The sequence below is a fragment of the Ovoidimarina sediminis genome, assembly GCF_032586175.1.
Taxonomy (GTDB): domain Bacteria; phylum Pseudomonadota; class Alphaproteobacteria; order Rhodobacterales; family Rhodobacteraceae; genus Ovoidimarina; species Ovoidimarina sediminis.
Window position 1 is genome coordinate 277,488 of sequence record NZ_JAWHTE010000004.1, and the last position, 20,792, is coordinate 298,279.

Annotated in this window: 17 protein-coding genes and 1 tRNA gene; 7 read left to right on the top strand and 11 right to left on the bottom strand. The window is 64.7% G+C overall.

All coding sequences use genetic code 11. The annotated features are described in order from the left end of the window. Window positions 1–168 precede the first annotated feature (168 nt). The gene (locus tag RXV90_RS07475; protein WP_316647894.1) at window positions 169–900 is read right to left on the bottom strand and encodes an SDR family NAD(P)-dependent oxidoreductase; all 732 of its coding nucleotides are present in this window, start codon (window positions 898–900) and stop codon (window positions 169–171) included. Window positions 901–1,003: 103 nt separating this feature from the next. Between RXV90_RS07475 and RXV90_RS07480 the strand changes: the two genes are divergently transcribed. Continuing rightward, on the top strand, window positions 1,004–2,830 hold the full coding sequence (locus RXV90_RS07480; protein ID WP_410482352.1) for an ABCB family ABC transporter ATP-binding protein/permease: 1,827 nt from the start codon (window positions 1,004–1,006) through the stop codon (window positions 2,828–2,830). Between the two features lie 21 nt (window positions 2,831–2,851). On the opposite strand, the gene RXV90_RS07485 is transcribed toward RXV90_RS07480, so the two are convergent. Beyond that, window positions 2,852–3,760, bottom strand: a complete 909-nt coding sequence (locus RXV90_RS07485) for a fatty acid desaturase (RefSeq protein ID WP_316647896.1) — start codon at window positions 3,758–3,760, stop codon at window positions 2,852–2,854. A 196-nt stretch (window positions 3,761–3,956) separates the two neighbouring features. Here RXV90_RS07485 and RXV90_RS07490 point away from each other — a divergent pair, with 196 nt between their 5' ends. Beyond that, complete coding sequence (locus RXV90_RS07490) at window positions 3,957–4,226, top strand: hypothetical protein (protein WP_316647897.1); 270 nt, start codon at window positions 3,957–3,959, stop codon at window positions 4,224–4,226. Window positions 4,227–4,230: 4 nt separating this feature from the next. Here RXV90_RS07490 and RXV90_RS07495 read toward each other — a convergent pair whose 3' ends face one another. Both RXV90_RS07495 and RXV90_RS07500 read right to left on the bottom strand, forming a co-directional pair. Continuing rightward, window positions 4,231–7,806 (bottom strand): efflux RND transporter permease subunit, encoded by a 3,576-nt coding sequence (locus RXV90_RS07495; RefSeq protein WP_316647898.1) that lies wholly within the window; start codon window positions 7,804–7,806, stop codon window positions 4,231–4,233. Continuing rightward, window positions 7,803–8,972 (bottom strand): efflux RND transporter periplasmic adaptor subunit, encoded by a 1,170-nt coding sequence (locus RXV90_RS07500; RefSeq protein ID WP_316647899.1) that lies wholly within the window; start codon window positions 8,970–8,972, stop codon window positions 7,803–7,805. The genes RXV90_RS07495 and RXV90_RS07500 overlap by 4 nt, the downstream gene beginning before the upstream one ends. Window positions 8,973–9,224: 252 nt before the next feature. Here RXV90_RS07500 and RXV90_RS07505 point away from each other — a divergent pair, with 252 nt between their 5' ends. Both RXV90_RS07505 and RXV90_RS07510 read left to right on the top strand, forming a co-directional pair. Further along, a complete protein-coding gene (locus RXV90_RS07505) occupies window positions 9,225–9,878 on the top strand; it encodes a hypothetical protein (RefSeq protein WP_316647900.1) in 654 nt (217 codons plus the stop codon). A 50-nt stretch (window positions 9,879–9,928) separates the two neighbouring features. After that, window positions 9,929–11,257: a PQQ-like beta-propeller repeat protein gene (locus RXV90_RS07510; RefSeq protein WP_316647901.1), complete on the top strand. Its 1,329-nt coding sequence runs from the start codon at window positions 9,929–9,931 to the stop codon at window positions 11,255–11,257. Here RXV90_RS07510 and RXV90_RS07515 read toward each other — a convergent pair. Continuing rightward, window positions 11,254–12,330 (bottom strand): DUF2235 domain-containing protein, encoded by a 1,077-nt coding sequence (locus tag RXV90_RS07515; RefSeq protein ID WP_316647902.1) that lies wholly within the window; start codon window positions 12,328–12,330, stop codon window positions 11,254–11,256. The genes RXV90_RS07510 and RXV90_RS07515 overlap by 4 nt on opposite strands. Before the next feature lie 101 nt (window positions 12,331–12,431). Then, complete coding sequence (locus tag RXV90_RS07520) at window positions 12,432–13,571, bottom strand: type III PLP-dependent enzyme domain-containing protein (RefSeq protein WP_316647903.1); 1,140 nt, start codon at window positions 13,569–13,571, stop codon at window positions 12,432–12,434. Between the two features lie 123 nt (window positions 13,572–13,694). Between RXV90_RS07520 and RXV90_RS07525 the strand changes: the two genes are divergently transcribed. Further along, window positions 13,695–14,126: an Lrp/AsnC family transcriptional regulator gene (locus RXV90_RS07525; RefSeq protein WP_316647904.1), complete on the top strand. Its 432-nt coding sequence runs from the start codon at window positions 13,695–13,697 to the stop codon at window positions 14,124–14,126. 10 nt (window positions 14,127–14,136) lie between these two features. Here RXV90_RS07525 and RXV90_RS07530 read toward each other — a convergent pair whose 3' ends face one another. Further along, the gene (locus tag RXV90_RS07530) at window positions 14,137–14,898 is read right to left on the bottom strand and encodes a hypothetical protein (RefSeq protein ID WP_316647905.1); all 762 of its coding nucleotides are present in this window, start codon (window positions 14,896–14,898) and stop codon (window positions 14,137–14,139) included. 141 nt (window positions 14,899–15,039) lie between these two features. Between RXV90_RS07530 and RXV90_RS07535 the strand changes: the two genes are divergently transcribed. Then, complete coding sequence (locus RXV90_RS07535) at window positions 15,040–16,038, top strand: fatty acid desaturase (RefSeq protein WP_316647906.1); 999 nt, start codon at window positions 15,040–15,042, stop codon at window positions 16,036–16,038. Window positions 16,039–16,111: 73 nt separating this feature from the next. On the opposite strand, the gene RXV90_RS07540 is transcribed toward RXV90_RS07535, so the two are convergent. The 4 genes from RXV90_RS07540 to RXV90_RS07555 all read right to left on the bottom strand — a co-directional run bounded on the left by RXV90_RS07540 (window position 16,112) and on the right by RXV90_RS07555 (window position 20,245). Further along, complete coding sequence (locus tag RXV90_RS07540; protein ID WP_316647907.1) at window positions 16,112–16,741, bottom strand: MSMEG_1061 family FMN-dependent PPOX-type flavoprotein; 630 nt, start codon at window positions 16,739–16,741, stop codon at window positions 16,112–16,114. A gap of 116 nt (window positions 16,742–16,857) precedes the next feature. Continuing rightward, window positions 16,858–18,189 carry a trigger factor gene (gene tig / locus RXV90_RS07545; RefSeq protein WP_316647908.1) on the bottom strand — a complete coding sequence of 444 codons (1,332 nt, stop codon included), beginning with the start codon at window positions 18,187–18,189 and terminating at the stop codon, window positions 16,858–16,860. A gap of 240 nt (window positions 18,190–18,429) precedes the next feature. Then, window positions 18,430–18,514 (bottom strand) — tRNA-Leu (locus RXV90_RS07550). Between the two features lie 87 nt (window positions 18,515–18,601). Then, complete coding sequence (locus tag RXV90_RS07555) at window positions 18,602–20,245, bottom strand: NAD(P)H-hydrate dehydratase (protein WP_316647909.1); 1,644 nt, start codon at window positions 20,243–20,245, stop codon at window positions 18,602–18,604. 185 nt (window positions 20,246–20,430) lie between these two features. Between RXV90_RS07555 and RXV90_RS07560 the strand changes: the two genes are divergently transcribed. After that, a complete protein-coding gene (locus RXV90_RS07560) occupies window positions 20,431–20,769 on the top strand; it encodes a P-II family nitrogen regulator (RefSeq protein WP_316647910.1) in 339 nt (112 codons plus the stop codon). Window positions 20,770–20,792: the final 23 nt, after the last annotated feature.

Below are 20,792 nucleotides of genomic sequence, written 5' to 3' on the forward strand. Positions count from 1 at the left end.
CATACGCCGGACCTGGCGCCACGGCCCCCGAATTGCACCCGGCCCGCCTAGGACGCCTTAGGTCCTGCACCCTGTCGCAGGGACCGACATCGATCATCGCACGCTTCACCTCGACATCGGTGATCGTCTCGTCGACGTCTCCGGGGACCGGTGAAAGTGACGCTCTCCTCACATCGCAGAATAACCGCCGTCAATGGGCATCACCGTGCCGGTGACGAAGCTCGCCTCGTCCGACAGAAGCCAGGCCACCGCCTGGCCCACTTCGCGCGGGGCGCCCCAGCGATCCATCGGCGTCCGCGCCATGATCCCCGCCTCGCGAGACCGGTCCGCGCCCTCGCGGATCGCCGCCGTCATCGGTGTTTCGATCCAGCCGGGCGCGATGACGTTCACGCGCACGCCGTCCGTCGCCCAGCGGCCCGCCAGCGCCTTCGTCAGCTGTACGACGCCACCCTTCGAGGCGCTGTAGGCCGGGGCATGGGGGCCGCCGAAGAAACTGTACATCGAGCCAAGCGTCACCACGGCACCGCCGGACGCAGCCAGAAACGGGTGCGCGGCCAGTGCGCAGCGCATCGTGCCCACGAGGTTCACCCCGATCACCGCCTCGAACCCGTCGATGTCCCACTCGCGGTCCTTCAGCAGGATCCCGGCACAGGTCACCAGGCCGTCGAGACGCTCCAATCCCCGAAAGCCCTCGGAAACGCTGGCGGTGTCGGTGACGTCCATGTGCCTCACCCGCACCCGCCCGTCCCAGCGGGCCTCGGCCTCCCTCACTTCCGCCTCGGTTGCGCCGGTCACTGTCACCTGCCAGCCTCGCGAAAGAAGAACTTCCGCGATCCCCGATCCGATCCCTCCGGTTCCACCGGTCACCAGAACGTGCTGCATCGCTCCTCCGTCAGCCATTTCCCAATGCCTATCCGCTTGGTCCGGGTCAGGCCAGCGTGCTCTATGGCCATTCCCGCCCATCCGGCCTAAACACGGGGGTCCGACGAAGCCCTGCCAAGCGATACGCCCTCCCGTGACCACCACAGACAACTTCGACAACGACGCCCGCCGCTCGGGCTGGCGCACGATCCGCAAGGTTGCGCCCTATCTCTGGCCCGACGCCTTTCCCTGGGTGAAGCGCCGGGTCGTTCTCGCTCTCGTGGCGCTCTTCGTGGCCAAGCTCGTCTCCGTCGCCACGCCGTTTTTCTACAAGGCCGCGGTGGATTCGCTTACGGGCGAGGCCCCCGATCCTGCCTGGGCGCTGGGCGTGGGGGCCATCGGCCTTACCGTCGCCTACGGTGTCGCCCGGCTTCTGACGGTCGCCTTCCAGCAGGCGCGCGATGCGATCTTCGCCGCCGTGGGTCAGCGCGCCCTCCGCCAGCTTGCGCTGGAAACCTTCACCCATATCCACGCGCTTTCGCTGCGCTATCACATCACCCGAAAGACCGGCGGCCTCAGCCGGATCATCGAACGCGGGGTCAAGGGCGTCGAATTCCTGCTGCGCTTCATGCTTTTTTCGGTCGGTCCGCTCATCATCGAACTGGCGATGATCGCGATCATCCTCGCGGTGGTGTTCGACATCTGGTATCTCGCCGTCGTCACCGTGACGATCGCGCTTTACATCTGGTTCACTTTCAAGGTCACCGAATGGCGCGTTCGCATCCGCAAGGAAATGAACGATCAGGACACCGACGCCAACCAGAAGGCGATCGACAGCCTGCTGAACTTCGAGACGGTGAAGTATTTCGGCGCCGAAGCGCGCGAGGCGAAACGCTACGACGGCGCCATGGCGGCCTATGAGAAGGCGGCCCTAAAGACTTCCTATTCGCTGTCCTTCCTCAACACCGGTCAGTCCTTCCTGATCACTTGCGGGCTTGTCGGCGTGATGGTCATGGCGGCGATCGGTGTCTCGAACGGCACACTGACGGTGGGCGATTTCGTCATGGTGAACGCCTACATGATCCAGATCACCATGCCGCTCAATTTCCTTGGCACGGTTTACCGTGAAATCCGCCAATCGCTCATCGATATGGGCGAGATGTTCGATTTGTTGGAGCAACCCCGCGAAATCGAGGACAAACCGGACGCGAATGTTCTGAAAGTGCAAGGCGGCTCAGTCGAGTTCGACACCGTCGTTTTCGGATACGAGGCCGCGCGCCCCATCCTGAAAGGCATTTCCTTCACTGTGGGGGCGGGGGAGCGTATCGCCATCGTCGGCCCCTCGGGCTCGGGCAAATCCACGATCGGGCGTCTGCTGTTCCGGTTCTACGACGTCAACGGCGGCAGCCTGCGGATCGACGGGCAGGACGTGCGCGACGTCACCCAGGTCTCGCTGCACGATCAGATCGGCGTCGTGCCGCAGGACACCGTCCTTTTCAACGACACGATCCGCTACAACATCGCCTATGGTCGGGCGGGCGCGAGCTTTGCCGAGATCGAGGCAGCGGCGCGGGCCGCGAAGATCCACGATTTCATCCACTCCCTGCCCGAAGGGTACGAGACCGTCGTCGGCGAACGGGGCCTCAAGCTTTCTGGCGGCGAGAAACAGCGCGTCGGCATCGCCCGCACGCTTCTGAAGAACCCGCCGATCCTGCTCCTCGACGAGGCCACCTCGGCGCTCGACACCGAAACCGAACGCGAGATCCAGGCAGAACTGCGCGCCATGGGCGAGGGGCGCACGGTGCTGACCATCGCGCACCGGCTGTCGACCATCGTGGATGCCGACCAGATCATCGTGCTGGAAGCCGGCGAAATCGTCGAACGCGGCACCCATGAGGAACTTCTGGCGCATTCAGGCCGCTACGCCTCGCTCTGGGCCCGCCAGGCGGCGGAGCAGGACGCGGCCTGAACCGGGCCGGCGGCGATGCGCCTACCCGCGCGACGCCAGGTCTTCCGAAACGTATTCCCTCAGAAACGCCCCGTATCCCGGCGACACCCGTTTCAGATGCCGCTCTGCCAGCGCATGCACTTCCGGCAGCCGGTGAAACGGCACCGCCGGCCAGGCGTGATGTTCGGCGTGGTAGGGCATGTTCCAGGCCAGGAACCGCACCGCCGTCGTGGTCAGCGTCGTTCGCGTGTTTTCGAACATATCCGCCACCGCCGGGCAGCGGCCGTGTTCGGCCAGCAGGTAAAGCCTCAGCACCGGAAACCCTAGGATCAGCGGCAACAGCCACACCCAGAAAATCAGTGATGACCAGAACAAGGTAACCGCCAGAAGCGCATAGCCCAGAAGCATCAGCCGCGCTTCCCGCTTGATCCGGGGGCGGATCCGGTCGGTCAGATAGTCCACGTCATCTCCGCCGCCCGCATTCGCCAGAAGCACAATTATCTTGGCACGCCAATAGCGCAGACCGACGAGATACCACAGAAACGGCCCCCGGCCTTCGGGCTTCGGCACCTCGAGTTCCGGGTCCCGCTCGGGATCGTTGGTGAACCTGTGATGGGCCATGTGAAAGGCCCGGAACCACTCGAACGGCTGAAAGATCAGAAACCCGGTCACATGCCCCACGGTTTCGTTGATCCAGCCGGTCTCGAACGGCGTCTTGTGGGTGCATTCGTGCTGCAGCGTAAAAAGAAAGGCGAGCGCCACGCCAAGCGGCAACGGCATGACCCACCAAAGGGGAAGCCCGAAAGCCACGTAAACCTGGAAAACGAGTATCAGGCCGGCATGGCGCAGAAGATGCCGAAGTGCAGGGGCATCGTCGCGCGCGGTCAGCTCCTCGCGTGTCTCCGCCGGCACCGCGGCCAGAAAACCCTTGTGATCCAGAGCCTCACCCATCCTGGCGAAAGCCTAGGCGATCCGCCCGTTCAAACGAAGCCCCGGTGCCCGGCTGCAAGCCTCCGGGTCCGGAAAATCGCGGTTTCCGGCACACACTGTTCGGCGGAAATCCGCCGAACCCGCGCATCGCGCCTCATTTCCGCCGCAGCGGGCCCGGAGCCTCGCCGCCAAAGTTCCCTTACAGGAGGCGCCTTCGATGCATCCTCTGTTCCGTAGCCTGTTTCTTCTTGCCCTCTTTGCGCTCCCAGCGGCCCATGTCACCACCGGCGTGCTTTTTACGCTTCTCGGACAGTCCGCGCCGGGCATCGCCTCCATGGCTGATCGCGTGCTGACGCTCGCCCTCGTCCGGCCCTTCGGCGCGACGACGGCGGTCTACGTGCTCATGGGGATCGGTGCGACGCTGGCGATCCTGTCCTACATGAACGCTTCGCGCCGCGGGCGGCCGGAACGCCACCAGACCTGGTAGACGGCTACTCCGCCGCCTTGAGCGGCACGTCAGGCGCAACGTGGCGCGGGAATTCGGAGCCGGTGTCCCAGATGATCTCCGGCGCTTTCAGCCGACGCGCGGCCCGCTGCAGGGCCCAGTCCTGCGCGGCCCGGCTCGCCCGGCCGAGGGATAGCCGTGCCAGTGCCCGTCCGATCCAGTTGGCATAGGTCACGATCCAGACCCTCAGTGCCAGCATCGACGGCGTGAAGACAAGTGTCAGAACCGTCGCGATCCCGAGGCCGAACACCACCGCCGTTGCGAGCTGTTTCCACCAGAGCGCGGTGGGGCTGTCGATGGAATACCCGCCGCCGATGAAATCAAGCGACAGGCCGAACATCATCGGTGCAAGCCCCGCCATCGTGGTGATCGTGGTCAGAAGAACCGGGCGGATCCGCTGCTCCGCCGTCCGCACGATCGCCTCGATCCGCGGCATGTAGCGCGAGAATTCCTGATAGGTGTCGATCAGCACGATATTGTTGTTCACGACGATCCCGGCGAGCGCCACGATCCCCGTTCCGGTCATGATGATTGAAAACGGCTGGTTCATCACCAGCATGCCGATCAGTACGCCGGTGGTCGACAGAACGACGGCCATCAACACCAGCACGGCGTTGTAGAACGAGTTGAACTGCGCAAGAAGGATGATGAACATTAGCCCCAGCGCTCCGGCGAAGGCGGTCATCAGGAACTGGCCGGATTCTTCCTGCTCCTCCTGGTCGCCTGTCCACTCCCAGTCGATGCCATTGGGCAGGGGGCGCTCGGCCTCAAGCCACTCTGTCAGCACCCCGATGCGTTCGTTGGCATTGATGACGCTGCCGTCCTCCAGCGTCAGGCCCGGCGCCACATCGGCTTTGACGTCGAAGACGCGCGACTGATCCACCCGGTCGATCTGCGCCAGCCGTTCCACGGGCTTCCGGCTGATGAAGTTCGACAGGGGCACAAGCCCGTCATTCGTTCTGACCTTCAGGGTGTCGAGCGTCGCAAGCACCCGGTCGGTTTCGGGAAGCCGCACGCGAATGTCGATCTCCTCGTCCGACGACGGCACCCGCATCGTGTCGAGGAAGACGCCGCGCGTCACAAGCTGCACCATCGCGCCCACCGTCGCGACATCCGCGCCATAGCGCCCGGCCTTCTCGACATCGACGTCGATTTGCCAGTCGATGCCGGGCAGGGGCAGGGTGTCCTCCACCTCGATCAGCGCTTCGGTCGTTTCGAACTTGGCCCGCACGATCCGCGCGGCCTCGTACAAAGCGGCCTGATCGTCGCCCTTCAGCCGAAGGTGCACGGGCTTGCCCTGTGCCGGGCCCTGCGCAAGGTTCAGAATCTCGGTATAGATCCCCGGGATCTCGTCCATCCGCGCCTGCATCCGGTCCAGCACCAGATCGCCGTCAAAGTCCTCGACGGTCAGGTCATCCCGCGTTGCGGCGAAGGCCGCCCGGTCTTCCCACGGAATCAGCTCGATCTGCACCTGTCCGATCGTGTCGCGCGGCCCGCTTGCGCCGCCGGTGTTGTTGTTCAGCCCGGCGGATCCCGCGAAGGCGAAGGCGCTGTCGATCCCGTCCACCGACAGGATCACGTCCTCGACCTGCTTGACGAGGGCATCCTTCTCGCCCAGCGAAAGGTTGCCGCGCGCCCGCACATAGACGATCGCCTGTTCCGGCTCGCTCTCGACGAAGAACTCGACCCCGTTGTTGTTCGCCCCGTAGGTCATGAAGGTGACCATGACAAAGCCGATCACGGCAGCGATGGACACAAGCGGCATGATGGGGTTCGCGGCGATGAACCGGATGAAATGCCCGAACGGCGTCCTGCGATAGCCCGCGTCGATTTTCGTCCGCCGCCGCTCGATCCGCGCCGCGCCCAGCGCGACAGAGGCGCCCATGGCCGACAGGATGAACATCACCGCCCCGATCAGCGATCCCGCCACCGGTGACAGGCCGGCGGGCAGGATATAGGCCGGGTTCAGCACCTGCATGGCCGAGACGAACATCGCGTAAAGCGCGGCCGGCACCAGCACCGCACAGGCCGCCCAGGGCAGGCGGGATCGAAGCGCTTCGGAAGCATGTTCGAAGGTCCGGCTCATCCGGCCCGCGACCCCGCCCATCACCGGCAGGTAGATCAGCGCGACGACCAGCGAGGCCGACAGAACGAATATCAGCGTGACCGGCAGCATGCCCATGAACTGTCCCGGGATACCCGGCCAGAACAGCATCGGCAGGAACGCGCAAAGCGTCGTCGCGGTCGACGAGACAATCGGCCAGAACATGCGCTGCGCGGCTTCGACATAGGCGCGCATTGGTCCCGATCCCTCGCGGATCCGCCGGTCGGCATATTCGACGACGACGATGGCGCCATCGACAAGCATCCCCACGGCGAGGATCAGCCCGAACATCACGATGTTCGACACGCTGACCCCCATCATCGCGAGAAACGCGAAACAGAGCAGGAAGGAGGTCGGGATCGCGAAGCCCACCAGAAGCGCGGATCGCGAACCGAGTGCGGCCAGCACAACGATCATCACAAGCGCCACGGCGGTCATGACCGAGCTTTCGAGCTGCTTCACCATCGAATCGACGATCCGGCTCTGGTCGTTCGACGTGCCGACCGTGATCGCCTCCTGAAGCTCCACGGGCCAGCTCTCGCGCTCCGCTTCCACCGTCTCTCGCACCAGCGCGGCGGTGTCGATCAGGTTGAACCCTTTCCGTTTCACCACCTGTAGCGCCACGGTGTTCTCGCCGTTGAAGCGCGCCGTGCCTTCCCGGTCCTCGAAGGTCAGGCGAATGTCGGCCAGATCGCCCAGCGTCACCACCCGGTCGCCGTCGACCTTGACGGGAAGCTCCATCACATCCCGCTGATCGTCGAAGCTCGACGGGATCTTCACGGCGAAGGCGCCCTGCGCGGTCTCGATCTCGCCCGCGGCGATCAGTTGGTTGTTGTTGACGACGACGTTGATCAGTTCGCCAGCCGTCACGTTGTAGGATTCAAGCCGCAGAGGGTCGATCACGACCTCCAGCATCTCGTCCCGGTGCCCCGCCAGCGAAGCCTCGAGCACCGGCTCCAGCCCTTCAAGCCTGTCCTGAAGATCCTTCGCAACCCTCAGAAGCGTCCGTTCCGGCAGGGCGCCGGTGAGGTTCACGATGATGATCGGAAACTCCGAGAAGTTGAATTCGCTGATCGAATAGCGCTCATAGCCATCGGGAAACTGCGCTTCGGCGGAATCCATGCGGTCCCGCACATCGGCCATGACCTTCGTCTTGTCCCAGCCGAAATCGAATTCCAGCACCACGTTGGCATAGCCTTCGGCGGCGGTGGCCGTCATCTGGTCCAGCCCGTCGAGATCCGAAAGCTCGGTTTCCATCGGCTTGATCAGCAGTTTCTCGGAATCCTCAGCCGAAATACCGGGAAAGGGCACCGAGACCACGATCGCCGGGATCTCGATATCCGGCTCGCCTTCTTTCGGAAGGCTGACATAGGAATAGCCGCCGACCGCAAGGGACAGCACGATGAAGGCAAGGATCATCCTCGCCCGGCCGGCAGCCCAGTCGACGATGCCGATCATTGCGCGGCCTCGTCTTCATAGCTCGGCAGAACCGGCACGCCGTCGGTCACGAATTCCTGGCCCACGACGATCAGCGACACCTCGTTCTCAAGGCCTGAGACCCAGACGCCGTCCACGGTATCCCTCAGGATCGAGATCGGGGCGAAGGCCGCGCGGTTATCCGCGGCCACAAGGCGCACGCCAAGACGGCCGTCATTGTTGAGTGTCAGCGCCGATTGCGGGATCAGGTGCGCAAGCGCCCCATCCGCCGCGATGAATATCTCTGCGGTCTGCCCGTCGCGGATCGCGCCGTCGGCGTTTTCTACGGTCACGTCGACGCGGAAGGTTCGCGTATTTGGGTCGGCAGACCGGCTGAGGAACGTCACCTGGCCCTGCACCTCGCGGCCCGAGGCAAGCCGCGCCCCCGCCATGGCGCCAACGACGACCTTGTCGACCTCGGTTTCCGGTACGAACCCCACGAGCTTTATGGGATCGAGTTCGATCACCGTCGCGCACAGCGCTCCAGGCTGCAGGAACGATCCGATCTCCGCCGTATCGCTTTCCAGAAGCCCACCAAACGGCGCTCGGATTTCAAGCCGGTCAAGTTCCTTCTCTGCCGCCGCAATCCCGGCCTGCGCCGATTGCACCGAGGCCCGCGCCGACTGCACCGCGGCCTGCGCGGCCGTCAGTCGGGTTTCAGACGCAAAACCATCCTGGCTCAGCCGCGCCGCCGCCCGTTCGTTGATCTCGGCATCCGCAAGGCGCGCCTGCGCCTCGGCCAGCCGCGCCTGCGCTTCCGCCAGTTCACTGTCCCGCGTGCCGATATCAAGCTCGCACAGAAGGTCGCCCGCTTCGATCCGCGCCCCCCGGCGCAGCGGGTCGGATATCACCAGCCCGCTCACCTCGGCGCGCACGTCAACCTGCCGCGAGGCTTCAGTCCGGCCGCGCAAGATGACGGCATTGTTGATCGTATCGGCCTCCGACCGCTTCGCCACAACGTGCACCGGCGTCATCTCGGAAGTCACTTCCTTCTTCGGCACGACGGGCGCATCCGCGGCAGGCGCCTCTGCGGCCATTTCCACGGTTGCGTCGCCGGTGGCGAAGGAAATCAGGCGCTCGCGCTCGAACACCAGAAGGTAAAGCACTGCAACGACGGCGACTGCCGTCAATATCGAAACCGGTCTCATCTCTAACGTATCCTGGGGGCCAATGCCCACGTCATCGTCACGGGTGAAGTCCACACGGTGATACGAAGGTCACCGCGAACCGTATCACTTTTTTCCTAAACCGTTCAGTTCAAAATAGACGAACTGACCGCCCGCTGCAAGATCACCGGCGTGCGAAATCGCGCAAGGCAGCCAAACTCTGCGCACAACCCTTGTCGTTCCCCCGCGGGACCGGCTATCAGGGCGCGCGAACAGCGGGCGTGGAGGCCGGGCGTGGCGAACGAAGACAGCTTTATCAACGAAGTGAGCGAAGAGGTCCGGCGGGAGAAACTCTTCCGCTACATTCGCCGCTACGGCTGGATCGCGGTTCTGGCGGTTCTGATCCTCGTCGGCGGGGCCGCTTTCAACGAATGGCGCAAGGCCCAGGCCCGCGCAGAGGCCGAGGCGCGCGGCGACGCCGTGCTCACCGCGCTTGAAGCGGCAAGCCCCGAGGCCCGCGCCAGCGCACTGTCCGGCATCGACGGTGAAGGCGATGCCGCAGCGGTCCTTGCCATGCTCGCCGCCGGCCAGGCGGTCGAAGGCGGCAGCCCCGGTGCCGCGCTCGACCGGCTGCGTGCGATCGCCGAAAACCCCGAGATCGATCCCGTCTATCGCGATCTCGCGGCCCTGAAGGCGATCCTGATCGAGGCCCCCGATCTCGACCCTGAAACCCAGATCGCGCGGCTCGAGCCGCTGACGGTCCCCGGCGCGCCCTACAGCCTGCTGGCGCTCGAGGCCACGGCGCTTGCCCATGTCGCGGCGGGCGACACCGAGGCCGCGCTTTCCGTTCTTACCGATCTGATGTCCGACAGCGCGGCCAGCCAAGGCTTGCGTCGCAGGGCGTCTCAGTTGATTGTGGCGCTGGGCGGATCGCTCGAGGCAGGCTAAGGCCGAAGGAAGAGACTCCCCCGGTTGGGGGCAGGGAAGGGCAGGCAAGCATGATACGCACCGGTGCAGTGTTTACGGGCCTTTGCGCGCTGTTTCTCGTCTCGGCCTGTGGGCAGGACGAGATCCTTCCGGGCGAACGCCTCGATCTGCGCGCGCCGCTGAGCGACGAGGCCGCCGCCGCCCTGCCGCCTGAACCCGAGGCGCTTGGGCCGCAGCCCTTCAACGCCCCGGCCACGCAGAACCTTGCGGAGTGGACGCATCGTGGCGGCAATCCGCAAAAGGCGCTTTCGCACCTCGCCCTCGGTCCTACCCCCAGCCTCGTCTGGTCGGCCAGGATCGGCGAGGGCGACAATCGCCGCCAGCGCATCACCGCCGATCCCGTTTCGGCGAACGGGCGCATTTTCGTGATGGATGCGGCCTCCACCGTCTCGGCGGTGTCAACCTCGGGCGCGGTGCTCTGGTCCACCGATGTGGTGCCCGCTTCCGAACGCGATCGCGATGCCTCGTCCGGCGGGCTGGCCACCGACGGCCGGCGCGTCTTTGCCACCTCCGGTTTCGGCCGCCTCTCGGCCATCGATGCAGAGACCGGCGCGCTTCTTTGGGAACAGCGCCTCGGCGCGGCGGCCACTTCTGCTCCCACTGTCGAGGGCGACACGGTCTACGCCATCTCCACCGACAGCCGGGGCTGGGCCATCGATGCCGAGACAGGGCAGATCAAGTGGGAAGTCGTGAACGCTGAAAGCCCTTCTGGCGTCCTCGGGGCCGGCGCTCCCTCGGTCAGCGACCGGCTTGTCCTCCTGCCGTTCCATACCGGCGATCTTGTCGGCGTGCTGAAGCTTTCGGGCCTCCGGGTCTGGACGGCGCCCTTGTCGGGCGGGCGCGAGGGCCGCGTCTATGCCAAGATCACCGATGTCACCGGCGATCCCGTTGTGATCGGCGACCGGGTCTATGCCGGCAACCCAAGCGGCCGGTCCATGGCGCTCGATATCGGGTCGGGTGAACGGCTCTGGACGGCGGAAGACGGCGCGCAGTCCCCGCTCTGGGTCGCAGGCGGTTCGGCGTTCCTCGTCTCCGACCAGAATGAACTCGTCCGTCTCGATGCCGATACCGGTGCCCGGATCTGGGCGACCGAGCTTCCCTATTTCGTACAGCGGCGCGAGCGGCGGCAGAACGCGATCACCGATCACTACGGGCCTGTCCTCGCGGGCGGGCGGCTTGTCGTGGCTTCGGGCGACGGGCTTCTGCGCTTCTTCGATCCAGCCACCGGGCTTCTGACCCGCGAAGTCGAAATCCCGGGCGGTGCCGCCGCCCTGCCGATCATCGTGAACGGCACGCTTTACATCGTCTCTTCCCGCGGGCAGCTTCTCGCCTACCGCTAACGCGTGGCGGGGCGTCGCGTAAGCATCGCGGCAAAGCTGAACCACTTGGGCTTCTCGACCGCCGTTGCCGATGGATGCAGGCTTTCCGAAGGATCGCGGCCCACGACCCGCCGGCTCCTCAGCACGAAGAACTTGCCCCAGCCCCGCCAGCTTCCCGAGGACGGCGCCGTGGGATCGGTCGCATATCGTACGCGCCAGTCTTCGGGCAGGGCCAGCCCGCAGCGCACCGCGCGCTCCAGCATCCATGTCAGCGGTATATTGGCCAGGGGCCTCGCCTCCAGGAACCCGGCCAACTGTCCGCCCACGTCGCCGTGGGTTCCGCGGAACCACACCTGCTCCACATGGCCCGGAAAATCGTCGGGGGTATCCCAAAGAACCGGCTGAAACGCCTCCCGCGTCTCATCGAGCGCGAGTGCGTGGTATCCGTGCCGGATCGCGGGGCCGAGCGAATGATCGTGAAACTCATGCGCCCTTTCCGCCCAGCGCCAGACGATCGGCGCGCGGAAGCCCAGCGCCTTCACCGTGTCCCAGACCCCCACCATCTCGATCGGCGCCTCGGCATGGCAGAACCGCTTCACGAAGGCCTTGTGGGCCGATCCGCAACTCGCCCGCCTGTAGTGGCGGTAGGCGATCTGCACGTTCCGCTCCGTCGCGTGTTCGGCTTTGAGAAGCCCGACCCGGTCGATCACGCCCGCGAGCGAACGCACCGCATAGGCGCCCCGCGAATAGCCGAACAGGAAGATCCGGTCGCCCGGCCGGTATTGCGAGGCAAGCTTGCCATAGACCCGGCGGATCTGGCGGTTGATCCCGCGGCCCTCGATGATGTCCAGTGTGTGGCGCCATGTCTGCCACTGGATACCGGCCTCGTAGCGGATGGATGTGTTCGGTCCCGCGGCCTCGCACAGAAGCTTGAAGGTGATGCCCGCGTTGGTTTCGTGGCCCTCGTCAAGCTGCGACATGGTTCCGTCGATGATGATCACATGGTCGCGCGGGCCACGCACCGGGCGTGCCGGGCTTTGCTCGGCCCGGCCGAACCGGGACAGGACCCGGCGAAGTGCATGCATCATCGACATGGGGGCTCCCTATCGCGAAAGCCTTTCATAACCATGACTATGCGGTGCGCGGGGCCCTTTCGCCAAGGCCACGCGCTCTCAATTCACTGTCACAATCTGTGTCAGCTTCTGTGATCGACCGTAACAAAGTCGAACGCGCCATAGCCGTTGAAGCGCGTCATGGTCGCGGTCGAATAAGCGCCCATCCCGTCGAACAGGATGTAATCCTCTTCGGCGATTGTCTCGGGAAGCGAAACAGTTCCCTTGATCATGTCGAGACTGTCGCAGGTCGGGCCGAAAACGATCGCATCGAACCGGAGGCCCTCGCGCAGACTGCCATCGGGGGCGAAGACGGCCAGACGGTCGACCGAGCCGATAAGGCCTGCTTCCGCCATCCCGCCATAGATCCCGTCGTTGAGAAACAGCGTGCCGTTCGGACGCCGCGCTTTCACGCGGGCGCACAGCGCAAAGGCCTCGGCCACCATCGCGCGCCCGGGCTCGCAGACAAGCGCGGGCATCGCCTCGCCGAACGCGGCCCGCACGGCACGCGCGATCTCGTCGAAGATCCCCTCAAGCTCGGGCGCCACGCCGTTCCGATGTGCGGGGAAACCGCCGCCCACGTTCAGCCGGTGCAGGCGCACGTCCGCCTCCTCTGCCACCGCCGCGCAGCGCGAGATATAGGCCGTCCAGGCCTCCGCATCCTCGCATTGCGTGCCCGGATGGAAGGTCATCGAGGGGGTGAAGCCAAGCGCCACGGCCCGCTTCAGAAGGGCGGCTGCGAGTGCCGGCTCCGCTCCGAACTTCGAACCGAAATCGTAATACCCGCCCTTCACCGGCAGCTTCAGCCGCACCGAGATCTCGGTGCCCTCCGCCGGCACGACCGAGGCAAGCTTCTCAAGCTCGCCCATGTCGTCGATGGAATAGGAGCGGATGCCGAACCCCGCCGCGGCCCGGATCTCGGACATCGAGCGCACGGGGTTGTTGTAATGCATCACGGCCCTGGGGCTCACGCTCCGCACCTTCAGCATCTCGTCGGGCGATGCCACATCGAAGGTCGTCAGCCCGGCGGCCACCAGGTTTTCGACCACCGCCGTGTTGTCATTCGCCTTGACCGCATAGGTCACAAGCCCCGGAAAACCCTTCTGAAACCGCCTTGCCGTAGCCTGCAGACGCGCGGGCAGGAAATACAGCACCGGGTGGTCCGGCTGCGCGGTGCGCAGATGGGACGGAACGTCGGGCCAGACGGCAGGATGGCGGCTCATATGCAGGGTATCCTCTGGTAAGGTCTTGCCTCCCCATGATCGGTCGGGACCGCGCTGAATTCGTCTGGAATATCGCCGATTTCAATGGCAATGTCAGTCAAAATGACGATAAGACCGGTCAAAATGGATGATCTCGACCGACAGATGCTCAATCTCCTCGCCACGAACGCCCGCATCCCGGTCGCGACGATGGCCAAGAAGCTCGGGGTGGCCCGTTCCACCGTCCAGGCCCGGCTCGAACGGCTCGAAGTTTCGGGCACGATCGCGGGCTATACGCTCCGCCTCGGCGATGCGGCGCGGGCCCAGCGGGTCCACGCCACCGTCCTTCTGACCATCGAACCCCGTAGCACGCCCCAGGTGCTCTCTCGCCTGAAATCCTTGCCGGAAGTCATCCAGGTTCACACGACAACCGGCAGGTTCGATCTGATCATCGCGCTCGCAACCCGCACGACGGAGGATCTCGATACGATCCTCGACACCATTGGCATGATCCCGGGGGTGCGCAGCTCCGAAAGCCTGATCCACCTCTCGACGAAGATCGATCGCGGCATCTGAAAGGGCTCTGCTAGCGCGCGGTCTCCGTGTCCTCGCGCCACGACATCCACGCCGCCGCGAGGCTCGCCACCACGCCAATCCCCGCAAGGGCCGTCAGCCCCGGCGCCGCCGCGCCGTTCTTTACGGCAACGGCCAGAAGCGCCCATGCCAGCGCCAGCCCGTAAAGCGGCGCACCCGGCAGGGCCCGCTGCACGGCTAGCCCGGTGGCCAGCGCCAGGGTCAGCGCCGCCCAGGCCCATCCGGTGGCCCCCATCGCCACGCCGTATCCCGCGCCCAGAAGCGCAAGCGACACGAAGGATGCCGCCGTCAGCCAGCCCGCATAGAGCGCAAGCGGTGCCCGCAGCCACCAGTGATCGCCAAGCGGCGAACGGGCAAGCGCCAGAAGCGCGCCCCCCAGCATCCCCCAGATCATCACCGTGGCCCAGATTGGGCTCACCATCGCGACGGATATCCATGGCGTTCCCAGAACGAGGCTCAGGATCAGCGGCACCCGCACCTTGTCCCAGTTCGCATCCTCCGCCCGTCTGAAAAGGCCGAAGCCCGCCGATACGATCAGCCACAGATAGATCGGCCCCCAGATCGAGAAAGCGTATCCCGCAGGCTGCACCGGCGGGTCGATCTGCGGAATGGGATAGCGGTTCGGATCGAACCCGCCGAACCCCGACGTCCAGAACGGGGCGGATGCGAAGGCAACGGCCGCGCACAGTGTCAGGATCGCCTTCATGCGGCGGGTGTCGGTGGTTCGGGACGTTTCGGTAAGCCTGTCGGTCATGCTCTTTGAACATAGATCCGCCACTTGCGGTTCCAACTCCCCTGGTCACTTGGACGCGGGGTAGCGCAACACTATCTTTACCTTAGGGAATCGAGGGGGCGCGCGCGCCCCCGGACAGGCTTCGACGAACGGGGGACCCAGATGAGCCGGATCAAGGACGCCTCACTTGCCTATTGCGGGAAGGACGACCGGATTGCAGCGGCGAGTTACTTCGGAACCTACGCGGTTTTCTTCGCCACGCTGATCGGCGCGACGCTCCTCTGGGGCAACTGGCTCGCCATGGCACCCCTCGTGATCATCTGCGCCTTCGCCGGCGTCCGGCTCTACGTATTGCAGCACGACACGGGCCACTTCTCCCTGTTTTCCACGCGCTGGGGCAACATCTGGGCCGGCTACGGCCTTTCGATCGTGACGCTCACGCCGTTCCGCGCGATGCAGTACAATCACAACCTCCACCACGCGAACGTGGGCAACCTCGACAACCGCGAAACGGGCGAAGTGCACACCATGACGCTGCGCGAGTGGGAAGAGGCACCGTGGCACACGCGCCTCTGGTACCGGCTCTATCGCAACCCCCTGATCATGATCCCGGTGGGCGGGCTCTGGACGTATTTCATCCGCTACCGCTGGCCCAAGAACGCGGCCCATGTCGGATGGAAGGGCCTTCTCGCCCATAACCTGATGGTTCTGGCCTTCTTCGCGGCGATGTATCTCGCGTTCGGGCTTTCGGGCCTCCTGACCCTTTTCATCACCGCGGTCGTCTCCACCTGGATCGGAGTGTTTCTCGTCTATCTCCAGCACAATTTCGAAGACACCCACTGGGCGCACCGCGACGACCTCGATTTCGAGACGGCGGTGATCCAGGGCTCCTCGGCCCTCGATCTCGGCTGGTGGTGGGATCTGGGCACCGGCAACATCGCCTATCACGACATCCACCACCTGAACCCGCGGATTCCCTCCTACCGTCTGCGCCAGTGTCACAAGGCGCTCCGCGATCAGGGGATCCTGTCGCCGGAGGTGATCCGCTGGCCCGAGGCGCTTCGGAGCTTCACACTGAAGCTCTGGGACGAGGACGCGCAGAAACTGGTGCCCTTTCCGAAAATCCGCGCCCCGCGCGAAGCAGCGATCCCGGCGGAATAACCGCCCGAAACAAGGCCCGCAGGGCCGCCGCCCCACGGGCATGCGCTGCCTGCCCGGCTCTGACGCCGCGGCCTCAGTAAAGCCGCGTCTCCCTGTCCCGGTCGTGATTGCCCTGCACCTGGTCCAGCGTCTCGTCGGTCTCCACCGTGCTCTTCACCCACTCCGCCAGCGTCGGCGCGCTCCGCCGCTCGGGCCAGCTCTCCGGTGCCCAGAGCCTCGAGCGCACCGTCGATTTCGAGCAGTGCATGAACACCTGCTCCACCTCCACGACCAGCACCAGATCGGGCAGCCTGCCCTTCACCGAGTGGCGCGCGCGCAGGGGTTCGTCCCGCGCGATCCGGCCCGTTCCGGCGATGCGAAGCGTCTCGGTATGCCCCGGAACCAGGAAGATCAGGCCAACACGCGGATCGGTCATCAGGTTCTCGAACGTGTCCAGCCGGTGATTGCCCAGCCGGTCGGGGATGATCAGCGTCCGGTCGTCATGAACCTCCACGAACCCCGGCGCATCGCCTTTGGGAGAGATGCTTTGCCGCCTACCGACCCCGGCCGACGAAATCAGCACATAGGGCGACTGCGCAATGAACGCCTCGGCCACAGCGTTGATGCTGTCATGGTCCTTCTTGCTCGCATTCCCCGTCCATTCGGGCAGGATGTCGCGCAGCGCCTCCGGCGTGTCGACCGGTTCCGATATCGTCAAGGCCACGGGGGCTGTCCCTCCTTATTCCACGGTTTCAGTTCACGAAACCACAGACTCGGCCGGGCACAAAGTGAAAGGGCGGCCCTTGGAGCCGCCCCACAATCCTCACATGACCTGAAAGATCACTCTTCTTCGAGCGCCTCGATCGCTTCTTCAAGCTTCTTCTTCGAGACCTTCTTTTCCTTCACCTCGGCAAGTTCGAAGACGTAATCGATAACCTTGTCTTCGAAGATCGGCGCCTGGATCTGCTGGCGCATCTGCGGGTTCTGCTGGACAAACTCGAAGAACTGCCGCTCCTGGCCCGGGTACTGCCGCGCCTGGGTCATGACGGCCTGCGTCATCTCGGCATCGGTGACCTCGATCTTGTTCTTGCGGCCGAGTTCGGCCAGCAGAAGGCCAAGGCGCACCCGGCGCTCGGCAAGCTTCTGGTGTTCGTCGGTCGGCACGACCTCTTCGTGATCGTGGCCTTCGACCTCCGGATTTTCCTCGTGCCAAAGCTGGTGGGCGATCTGCTTGGCCTCGGTTTCCACAAGCGTCGGGGGCAGATCGAACGAGAACAGCTTGTCGAGTTCGTCAAGCAGCGCCCGCTTCATTACCTGACGCGCCGCGCCGCCATATTCCGCCGCCAGACGCTCGCGGATCTGGCCCTTCAGCGACTCCAGATCCTCGGCGCCGTAGCGCTTCGCAAGTTCGTCGTCGATTTCGGCCTTAGCGGGCGCTTTCACGGCCTTCACGGTGCAGTCGAAGACCGCTTCCTTCCCGGCAAGGTTCGCGGCCTGGTAATCCTCGGGGAAGCTGACCTTGACCTCGACCTCTTCCTCGGCCTTAGCGCCCACGAGCTGATCCTCGAACCCCGGGATGAAGCTGTTGGAGCCCAGGACCAGCGGGTAATCCTCCGCGGTGCCGCCGTCGAAGGGTTCGCCGTCGATCTTGCCGACGAAGTCGATCACCACCTGGTCGCCGTCCTTCGCCTTCGATCCCTTGCGCCGGTCTTCGAAGGACTGGGCGCTCTCGGCGAGGTTGTCGAGCGCCTCGTCCACGGCCTTGTCGTCCGGCTCGGCCACAAGCTTTTCGAGCTTCACACCGGACAGGTCGGTATCCGGGATCTCCGGAAGCGCCTCGTAGGTCATCGCGACCTCGACGTCGTCGCCCTCCTTCCACTCCTCGTTCGTCATCTTGACGTCGGGCTGGAAGGCCGGGCGGTCGCCCGTATCCTCGAAATGCTTCGCCATCGCCCCGTCGATCGATTCCTGCATCGCCTCGCCGAGAAGACGCTGGCCGAACTGCTTCTTCAAAAGCGCCAGCGGCACCTTGCCCTTGCGGAAGCCCTTCATCTCGACCTGGGGCTGCGCCTCGGTCAGCTTTTCGTTGACCTTCGCATCAAGCTCGTCGGCCGTAACCGTGATCTGGTAGCCGCGTTTCAGACCGTCGTTCAGGGTCTCGGTGACCTGCATGGGTGTCCTCACATAAAAGGGGGCCCGCCGGATGCGGGGACCGTCCGGAAAATCAGGCGCTCTTCTAGGGGGGCTCGGGGCGGGGTGCAAGGTGATTCCCGCGCCCTTCCGGCCCGTTGCGCGAACGCCGCGTTAACCGGCGCGGTGCGCGCAAAACCGGTGTACGCCCTGTGTACGCGCTGTGTACGCCGGGTGTACGCGACGTTATGCCCCGAAAAAGATCGTAACCCTGCCGTGCGGTGGTGCGGGTGGAGGGACTTGAACCCCCACGCCTTGCGGCGCCAGAACCTAAATCTGGTGCGTCTACCAATTTCGCCACACCCGCATCCGGGGCGCCGTTTAGCAAAGGATGCGTGGCGTTGCGAGAAGAGATTTCATGCCTCGGGCGGGAGTATTTTCGCCAAAATGAAGATCAGAGGCCAAGGTGCTGGAAAACCTTGGGAAGTTCTTCGGGAATGTCTTCGGCGATCAGCCCGGGCCCGAAGGAGCGCGCGCATTCGACATGGAGCCAGGCGGCGGTTGAGGCGGCTCCGATCGGCGCGTGCCCGCGCGCCAGAAGCCCGGTGATGAAGCCTGCGAGCACATCGCCCGATCCGGCGGTCGCAAGCCAGGGCGCGGCGCGATCGTAAGCCGCTGAATTTATGCGGCAGTTCCCGGTCTGATCGGCGATCACCGTATCCGCGCCCTTGAAGAGAACCGTACACCCCGCGCGTTCCGCCGCCGCGCGCGTGGCATCTACTTTCGAGTAGGCCGGGCCCGTCGTGGCAGGCTCTGCAAGCCGTTGTGAGATATCGGGAAAGAGACGCGCGAACTCCCCGCCATGGGGGGTGAGGACGCAGGTCTCGTGGAGCATCCCGAAAAGCGCGCTTGGGTCCTCCGCGAATGTCGTCAGCGCATCGGCATCGAGAACTGTCGCGCGCCGGGCGGTTAGGGCGGCTTTAACCATGTTGCGCGTAAGCTCCCCGGTGCCCATCCCGGGCCCGAGGCAAAGCGCGTTCAGCCGGTCGTCTTCTAGGAGGGTTTCAAGCTCGCCCGCATCGTTCGCCTCCCGCAGCATGATCGCGGTGAGGTGGGCTGCGTGTTCCGCAAGGGCCGGGGCAGGGGCCGCGACGGTGACAAGCCCCGCGCCGATCCGCAGCGCGCCACGGGCGGCGAGGCGGGCGGCACCGGTTCGGGTGGCGGGGCCGGAGAGGATCAGGGCGTGGCCGTGGGTGTATTTGTGTGTCTGTTCCGCTTTTGGCAACCGTAAGGAAACATCCCAAAGATAGCTCCGACTATCCTCGACGAGTGGTGCGCCCGTAACGAGAACGGCGCGAGGTACGCGTACTGTTCTGTGATCGGGTGATTGTCTCTCTCGAAACTTCGCGATCCCGATGTCCTTGATCGAAAGCGCCCCGGAATACTCAGGACCGTACGCCATAATGTGACCAAGTTTCGGGCTATCGAAGGTGACTGTAAGAGCAGAACGGGGAATTGTCGTTCCGGGGTGCCCCGAAGCAGATAAGCAGCGACCGCTGTCGAGGCAAAGACCTGACGGAGCATCAACTGCCACAGTGCGAGACGCATAGTCATCGCCGCCGAAGCCGCCAAAGTGCCGCATAAGAATTGCAAGATCGCCTTGGGGTGGACGAGTAAGGCCTGTCCCAAAAATAGCATCAACGTAGATGTCGGCGAAGGCGGGTCCATGAACCGGGTGATCCGAGCGAAACTCTTCCTCCGTAAGTTTGCGAATAGCACCCTCTCTTTGCCACCGCTCATGATTCACCCGCGCATCCGGCGGCAGCTTCGCCGGATCACCATAGAGAAAGACCTCCACCTCCCAGCCCCGCTGCTTCAGAAGCCGCGCCACGACAAAGCCATCGCCCCCGTTGTTCCCCGGCCCGCAGAGCACCACCGCGCGGTGCGAGGTTTTCGCAAGCTCGGGCCATTCCTCGAGGATCGCCTCGACGACGCCCCGGCCCGCCCGCTCCATCAGTTCAAGGCCGGTCACCTCGCCCGAGGCGATCGCGGCCTGTTCGATGGCGCGCATCTGGGCGGCGGTGAGAAGTTCGCTCATTTCCTACGCACATGTTTTCATTCTGCCCGATTTCGTGTCTATATGCACAAAAAATAGGCGCATAGGTTGGAATCAGGCGGGTTTCAGACCCCCATGAAGCCTACCGAATTGGCACTCCCCGAGGGAAGTGGTCTCACGCCCCGGGGAACCGCGGCATCTGCTTTCCAGGAGGAGATTTTTTCAGAATGAAAAAAGTCGAGGCGATCATCAAACCGTTCAAGCTCGACGAGGTGAAAGAGGCGCTCCAGGAGATCGGCGTGCAGGGTCTTTCGGTCCTCGAGGTCAAGGGCTTCGGCCGGCAGAAGGGCCATACCGAGCTTTATCGCGGTGCGGAATACGTGGTGGATTTCCTGCCCAAGGTGAAGATCGAGGTCGTTCTCGATGACGATCAGGTCGACGCCGCGATTGCCGCCATCGTCGAGGCGGCCAAGACCGACAAGATCGGCGACGGCAAGATCTTCGTCCTGCCCGTCGAGAACGCTTTGCGGATCCGGACCGGTGAAACGGGCGGCGACGCACTTTAGTCAGGGGGGCCAAGGCCCCGGAA

Excerpts from the sequence above, each read along its gene's own strand:
- tig (WP_316647908.1), bottom strand. The coding sequence starts at position 18,189 with ATGCAGGTCACCGAGACCCTGAACGACGGTCTGAAACGCGGCTACCAG.
- RXV90_RS07490 (WP_316647897.1), top strand. The coding sequence starts at position 3,957 with ATGCATCCTCTGTTCCGTAGCCTGTTTCTTCTTGCCCTCTTTGCGCTC.
- RXV90_RS07520 (WP_316647903.1), bottom strand. The coding sequence starts at position 13,571 with ATGAGCCGCCATCCTGCCGTCTGGCCCGACGTTCCGTCCCATCTGCGC.
- RXV90_RS07530 (WP_316647905.1), bottom strand. The coding sequence starts at position 14,898 with ATGACCGACAGGCTTACCGAAACGTCCCGAACCACCGACACCCGCCGC.
- RXV90_RS07485 (WP_316647896.1), bottom strand. The coding sequence starts at position 3,760 with ATGGGTGAGGCTCTGGATCACAAGGGTTTTCTGGCCGCGGTGCCGGCG.
- RXV90_RS07500 (WP_316647899.1), bottom strand. The coding sequence starts at position 8,972 with ATGAGACCGGTTTCGATATTGACGGCAGTCGCCGTCGTTGCAGTGCTT.
- RXV90_RS07510 (WP_316647901.1), top strand. The coding sequence starts at position 9,929 with ATGATACGCACCGGTGCAGTGTTTACGGGCCTTTGCGCGCTGTTTCTC.
- RXV90_RS07495 (WP_316647898.1), bottom strand. The coding sequence starts at position 7,806 with ATGATCGGCATCGTCGACTGGGCTGCCGGCCGGGCGAGGATGATCCTT.
- RXV90_RS07525 (WP_316647904.1), top strand. The coding sequence starts at position 13,695 with ATGGATGATCTCGACCGACAGATGCTCAATCTCCTCGCCACGAACGCC.
- RXV90_RS07560 (WP_316647910.1), top strand. The coding sequence starts at position 20,431 with ATGAAAAAAGTCGAGGCGATCATCAAACCGTTCAAGCTCGACGAGGTG.
- RXV90_RS07515 (WP_316647902.1), bottom strand. The coding sequence starts at position 12,330 with ATGTCGATGATGCATGCACTTCGCCGGGTCCTGTCCCGGTTCGGCCGG.
- RXV90_RS07475 (WP_316647894.1), bottom strand. The coding sequence starts at position 900 with ATGGCTGACGGAGGAGCGATGCAGCACGTTCTGGTGACCGGTGGAACC.
- RXV90_RS07535 (WP_316647906.1), top strand. The coding sequence starts at position 15,040 with ATGAGCCGGATCAAGGACGCCTCACTTGCCTATTGCGGGAAGGACGAC.
- RXV90_RS07555 (WP_316647909.1), bottom strand. The coding sequence starts at position 20,245 with ATGAGCGAACTTCTCACCGCCGCCCAGATGCGCGCCATCGAACAGGCC.